This is a genomic window from Bacillus sp. MYb209 (assembly GCF_002975175.1).
Classification (GTDB): Bacteria; Bacillota; Bacilli; order Bacillales; family Bacillaceae_G; genus Bacillus_A.
Genome location: NZ_PCNZ01000078.1, coordinates 1 through 6078, shown reverse-complemented (window position 1 = coordinate 6078; position 6078 = coordinate 1). Strand labels below are relative to the sequence as shown.

Sequence of the window (6078 nt, the reverse complement as noted above, 5' to 3'; positions counted from 1 at the left end):
TACATAAATCTAGTATGTATTACGTAGCAATTGTAGAAATGGCTTGTTTATAGACTAGCTGTTGCTTACTATAAATTGTGTCTAAACGTACAATTTTCTTTTTTTGATATGGTGACCCCCAATTAGGAATTACCGCGAGGTGCTGAATATGGTTTCTTACTTTATTCAGTTGTTACAAATATAGTTTCATTCGGCTCGGAAAATTGATACAGTTTCCTTGCGAACTTTAAAATATCTTCTTCGCTACCAGTTAACATTTTGAAGTCTTTCTCCATGTGTTGCCCATCTTTTTTTAAAGAAGATAATTCTTGCTTTGCCTTACCAATCATGATTTGTTTTTTTTTAATACTATCTTGTTGTTTATTAAGGGAGTATTGTGCACAAAAGATCACAGGTAATATAAAAGCTAAAGCAGCTATAACACGGCGCCTTATTTTTTTATTATTAACTTGGTACTTATTAGGGTTCACTTGCTGTGATGGTATTTTGGGGTTCGATTGTTCTGATAATACTTTTGGGATGTTTCCCATTAAAAAGGCCTCCATTACTGATTGTAGAATTTAAATCGTTTGAAAGTATTATATATGTTCAATGGAAACTTTGAAACTATTTTAGTGAAAATAAGTTTTATAAAGTTGAAACAAAATCGTTATTGGATATCTTTGCCCATTCCCTCGAAATGGGGGAATAGCAAGCGAACTATAAACAAACCCCTTATAAATAAAGGGTTTTAACTACTTTTAATAATCTACATGTCAAAACATATACATTTTAATTGACATATTTCAAATAAGCATAATTTGTATTTTTGAAATGAAAAATTCTAGATTTTTAGCTATGTCATATAGTGTACTTTTTGACATAGTGCATAAATTTAGCTAATTCCCCCTTTTCGGGGATTTGGGCAAAAACAACCAAATTACTTTTGTCTTAGAGCTCCACGTCTACGTTCATAGCGCGGCCCACGAATTCCCATTAAATTAGTCAATCCTCTCACTCCTTCGTACGAAACAGTTTTACTGTCCATTTTTGAGCGTTTTCATTAATTTAATACCTTATTACATTCAGAAAACTGCTCAAATGTGAATTGTACCTATATAATTTCAGTTGCGATAGGTAAGACTTTGAAGTTATCTCCATCTTTTCCCCCGCTTAACACTGTACGTGCGACTTTCACCGCGTACAGCGTCCCATCTTATCCTTTTATACTAAAGAAACCAGATTACAAACAATGTTGTACTCACCGATGTATTAATTCCCCTTTCTTACGAAAAGTCCCATCATCTTACTCGATCCTGTGAGTTACATCTAGTTAGTTTAGTTTTCAAAGAACAAGACTAGGAACTATCCCTCCACATTTGTTACATGCTTCGTCGGTACTGTGTCCCCACCTTCACAAGAATAAAGTAATTTCGGTTCATTAGAACCTTATATACACCTGTCTGTTAGTAGACGTTAGTGACAGTTTCTTGCTTACCACGTTCCGATTGACTTAGCTATACATATATCCTTAGGTGCTTGCTTTAAGCCTGCTATCTTTACATCCTCATCGTTAGATGTTCCAAATTTCATATCCTTTACTCTTACTTTTCGGTAGATAACGTCGTCATTGACGACATACACATTTCTAATGTATTAATAATTTAGACCCGTACATTCGCAAGTTCGCCAGTCCGTTTTTTTGGACATTCTCACCATAGATAGTTTGTAGCATCCCGACCTATCCATTACCATATGATTTCTCACTTAGGTTTTGTTCAGCCGACTTCACCTAGCTTCATACAATTTGTGACTACTATCACGCCTTGCATGTAGGAGTATCAGATAAGTAGTTTCAGCTCAACCTGACGGCTTTCATTCCTACTTTCAATCAATCAGTTGTTGTTATCAAATTGATAACCCTCCTATTTCGTGTTTGCACACTTATGAGGAAACGTGTCGCACAAAGGATTATTTTGTTAAAAAAATTCATTTTAATTTATAACCACTGTCTTTTTCTTATATTTTCCATTAAAATTTAATAGAACTATTTCGATAACAAAGGAGCAACCTATGAAGCATAATATAAATCTATGGTCCTTTATTTTTTCATTCGTTTGCATTGCCTTTTTTCTTTTATATCTTGAAGTATGCACACCTGAAATGAATGCATCTTTTATAAACGTCGTTTATTTTCACCCTTTATTTTTTGTACTCATTTTTTCAATAGGAACTTTTTTTGCTGGTATGAAAGGATTCTCTAAAGTAGATAATTGGATTTCAATGCTTAGAAGCATAGTAACAGTTCTACTAACACTTTTATTATCAGTGTTTTTAACACTAACTTTGATTGTGGGCTATGCATTAAGTTAAACGTATCTCTTCACGAATAAAACTCGATATTCCGTCAATACTGTAGATAACCTAGTTGGAACAAGACCTCCATTAGGTGAGCAGTTAGCTTTTGCTAGCTGCTCTTGTTTTCTGCAATTGGTTACATTTACCTGATGTTTTTAACGTAATATTACGTTAAAATTTAAAAGAATAAAATATATTGAGCTGTTATACCATTACCCTAGGAAACTAGGGTTTTTATTTCTACAAAATGAAATTTTTATTAAAACGATACTTCTTTATTTCTCAATATAAAGACTCTATAATTTTCACTAACAATCATGTAATATATAAGCAAAGAGTAAGGTAAGAGTTACTCTTTGCCATTTTAGGAGAGGATTTGCTATACATAGCAGGTCCTCTTTTGTTTTGATAAACTCTCACTAGTTGCGATAGGTAAAACTTTGAAGGGTTCTGGTGCAAAAATAAAATAAAAAAGAATAAAGTGCATATATACCTAACAGAATTGTATTTTATGCTACCAGTCCAAACAATTGATGGATGAATTCTTTCTGATTTTGAACAGACTGGTCCCGTAAATCAATCTGTTCTTTTTTGATCATATGCATGGCTTCAACACCACTCAATATAGAAGTTGCTGTTTTAAATGACTTGAATCCCAACATAGAACGCACGCGTTTCTTAATAAAACGATGATCTTGTTCCACTATATTATTAAGATATCTAACTTGCCTTAGTTGTATGCCTTCAGGCATATGGTTCTCTTCTTTCAACTCTTGCATCGCTACAGGATAGGCAGGGTTCTTATCTACTGTTATCACACGAGGTCTAGACACGTACGAAAAAGCCAAGGCTTTCTTGAAAAAGCGCTTGGCTGCTTGTTTATCTCTTGATTTACTTAGATAAAAATCAATGGTGTTCCCTTCGGAATCTACAGCACGATATAAATACATCCATTGACCTTTTATTTTGATATATGTTTCATCGACTCTCCACGAGTCATTTGTTGGCTTAAGATGATGTCGTACTTTCTCTTCTAATTGAGGCCCATATTGATGAACCCAGCGCATAATCGTTGTGTGAGCAATGGATAATCCTCTTTCCTCCATCATTTCCACCAGGTTACGAAAGCTCAAATTGTACCGTAGGTACCACCTTACTGTTAATAAGATTAGTTCAGGCTGATAATGCTTCCATTTGAACAAATTCTCCTTTTCCATACTGATCACACACCTTTTGTAGAGTAGTAATATCAGTATGTCCAAGTTTAAGAGATTTTTTGCACCAGAACCCAAAAGTCTTTCATTGATTTGAAAGGCTTGGAAATTTCTAAACTACACTTATCAAACTCAAATTATAGTATTTACTCTCAGGATGACCCTTGAACTCAATAGTCGTTTCCGTTTTACTTGATCCCGCTATTTGCGGTCAGTAAGACTTCCACATCAAGATTCAGAGAGAAACAAAGAAGATAGGTGGGGGATGAAGCCCCCACCGTTGGAAGTTTCACTTTATAACATACATAACTTTTGCCATGTATAAGTGTATTTTGTTATTTGTTATTCACGTACGTATCAAACCATAAATGAATATATCCAGCTGTAATACGCTGTGCTTCCATTAAACGTTTTCCTGTTACCGGTGTTACTTCAGCACGCCATTTGTCAGCAGAGTCTTGTGATACCGCTGCTTTTAGGAACCAATTTTTCGTATTGTCATTAACAATTGATGGAAAATCAGCTTTTGCTGCTGATGCTGATGCATGAACCCACTCTTCTGGATTTGCACTTTGCCAATTCCAATAGCCATTTCCATCCGTTACTTTGTAATTGTCTTTCACTGTATCAACGAAGTTTTCATATTTTGAGTGAAAGCCAAATGGATGCGAAATGTTAGTAAAGTTTGCTGCATGCATTGGTTGGTTGACATCCCCTAAATAATGAAGTGACAATCCTAAATAAAAGAATGCATTTTTCATATCTTTATTTTGATAAGCTTCACCAGCTAATTTAAAATACTTTGCTCCTGTTTGCTTTGCTTGTTTAGCAAATGGAATATACGTTTTTCCTGAATCAGGATCATAGAAGTGTGAAGCGAATGTGGAATGATCATAGTATGGGTTTTTATAATCCGCAGAGTAAATACCTTCCTCTAGATTAGTACGCCATTCATTTAATAGAGCTGTCTCATTTTGCTTCACTACAGTCGTATTTTGGGACATAATATCAATAGCTCTGTTGACAATCCATAAATGAGAACTTACTCCTTCATTATGTATAGATTCTGCTGACCATCTTTGAGCAATAGGTGGATCAAATTGCCCATCATTTTCATGTGCGAACGCCACGCTCTGAACAGGCGCTGTTAAAGCAATGACAGAAGCTATAGCAAAAATTTTTCTTTTCATAAATATTCCTCCATTTGATATATAATTTAACTTTCCTTCATAGCGCTTTCTCTTACCTTACCGGAAGACACGTTAAATGCTAATAAGTACAGTTATATAAAGCCGAATGTAACAAATACCCTATTGTAAAGGTACCAATTCATAACCAGATTGATATGGCGGCGCAGAACTTCCCCATAGTTTATCTTGATTTGAAAATGGTTGCTCTGAAGTCTCTAGCTCGAAATATGATGTAACTCCATACTCAGAATTTTGTGGATCTGCATTGTACCAATCAGTAGGTCTTCCCATTTTATCTCTAAGATAATCAGTTTTACCTGTTATTAAATTGATTTCCTTTGCATTTTGTTCCTGAACTGTTAACGTACTTTTTGATTGATCGCTAAAATAAATCCAGCCGCGATTCCCTGCATTGACATATTTTTTAATTCCTCCTGCCTCAGCATTTGGTCCCCCAATCCACATTGACATAGTAACTGGCGTATTATGTCTTATATATCCATCACTTTCTACCCCATCTGGAGTTTCAAAATTGATAGGTGTACCATAGTACTCATTACCTTTTGCATCCTTATGAGTCTCAGCAGTACCATAATAAGATTTATCTTTATACTGCATTACATAATGCCAACCCGCAAACTTCTCATAAGTTACTCCAAGTCTCTTCTCACCTACACCTGCATAAGCAGCATACCGAGGCTTACCATCCCAAATTTTACGTACCATTATATAATCTTTAGATGTCTTGACTGGATCCCCATAAATATCCAGTATACGATTGTCCTCAGCTGCATAAGCAGAATTTGTAGGAAAAACAGTAACTATCAAACTAAATATGAATGCCAAGAATGTAAGTATAGGTAGTTTTCTTTTAATCAACATGTCTTAATATCTCCTTATTTTCACTAATGGTTTTACTCCCTGCGCGCATCGTCTACTAGTGGACAAGCCTCATCCTAGCTAACAAATCTTTCATTTCTCTTTCATAAATGTTACAAAAGTCTTTCAAAGGTCTGACGTATTTGTTGGTGAAACTAGCACACAAAGAAGGAAACCTGCATGTTCATTGGCTTTATCATCAATCTATTTAAGTATATATAAAAATTATATAAAAATATGCAATATTGCATATCAGAATGTATTGATATTAACGTAAGCGCTTACTATAATAAAAGCATAAAGATGTACCACATCTTAATACATAAAAAGAGGAGGAAATAACATGGAAATCGCAATGGCAGTTTTAAAATTTATAGGTGGAGTACTTCCATTCGTACAAGAGCTTTTAAAAGCATTTATGTAAGTTTATTATTCCGCAATTATTTATAAAAATTATC

Annotated in this window: 5 protein-coding genes and 1 pseudogene; 2 read left to right on the top strand and 4 right to left on the bottom strand. The window is 34.5% G+C overall.

Features of this window, described 5'->3' with window-relative positions:
• Positions 1–161: 161 nt before the first annotated feature.
• The gene (locus tag CQZ94_RS29905) at positions 162–530 is read right to left on the bottom strand and encodes an FtsB family cell division protein (protein ID WP_105588336.1); all 369 of its coding nucleotides are present in this window, start codon (positions 528–530) and stop codon (positions 162–164) included.
• A 1522-nt stretch (positions 531–2052) separates the two neighbouring features.
• On the opposite strand from CQZ94_RS29905, the gene CQZ94_RS32150 reads away from it, so the two are divergent.
• Complete coding sequence (locus tag CQZ94_RS32150) at positions 2053–2352, top strand: hypothetical protein (RefSeq protein WP_033729035.1); 300 nt, start codon at positions 2053–2055, stop codon at positions 2350–2352.
• Between the two features lie 494 nt (positions 2353–2846).
• Here the strand turns inward: CQZ94_RS32150 and CQZ94_RS29895 are convergent, their stop codons facing one another.
• From CQZ94_RS29895 to CQZ94_RS29885, 3 genes are all read right to left on the bottom strand, one after another.
• Entirely contained in the window at positions 2847–3554 is a 708-nt protein-coding gene (locus tag CQZ94_RS29895) for an IS6 family transposase (RefSeq protein WP_105588335.1), read from the bottom strand.
• 332 nt (positions 3555–3886) lie between these two features.
• Positions 3887–4741: a phospholipase C gene (locus CQZ94_RS29890; RefSeq protein WP_105588334.1), complete on the bottom strand. Its 855-nt coding sequence runs from the start codon at positions 4739–4741 to the stop codon at positions 3887–3889.
• A 120-nt stretch (positions 4742–4861) separates the two neighbouring features.
• Positions 4862–5623: a hypothetical protein gene (locus tag CQZ94_RS29885; RefSeq protein ID WP_105588333.1), complete on the bottom strand. Its 762-nt coding sequence runs from the start codon at positions 5621–5623 to the stop codon at positions 4862–4864.
• Between the two features lie 234 nt (positions 5624–5857).
• On the opposite strand from CQZ94_RS29885, the pseudogene CQZ94_RS32305 reads away from it, so the two are divergent.
• Positions 5858–6044: pseudogene (locus CQZ94_RS32305) on the top strand (hypothetical protein).
• Positions 6045–6078 lie beyond the last annotated feature (34 nt).

Coding starts and splice junctions, on each gene's coding strand:
- CQZ94_RS29890 (WP_105588334.1), bottom strand. CDS start 4,741: ATGAAAAGAAAAATTTTTGCTATAGCTTCTGTCATTGCTTTAACAGCG.
- CQZ94_RS29895 (WP_105588335.1), bottom strand. CDS start 3,554: ATGGAAAAGGAGAATTTGTTCAAATGGAAGCATTATCAGCCTGAACTA.
- CQZ94_RS32150 (WP_033729035.1), top strand. CDS start 2,053: ATGAAGCATAATATAAATCTATGGTCCTTTATTTTTTCATTCGTTTGC.
- CQZ94_RS29905 (WP_105588336.1), bottom strand. CDS start 530: ATGGGAAACATCCCAAAAGTATTATCAGAACAATCGAACCCCAAAATA.
- CQZ94_RS29885 (WP_105588333.1), bottom strand. CDS start 5,623: ATGTTGATTAAAAGAAAACTACCTATACTTACATTCTTGGCATTCATA.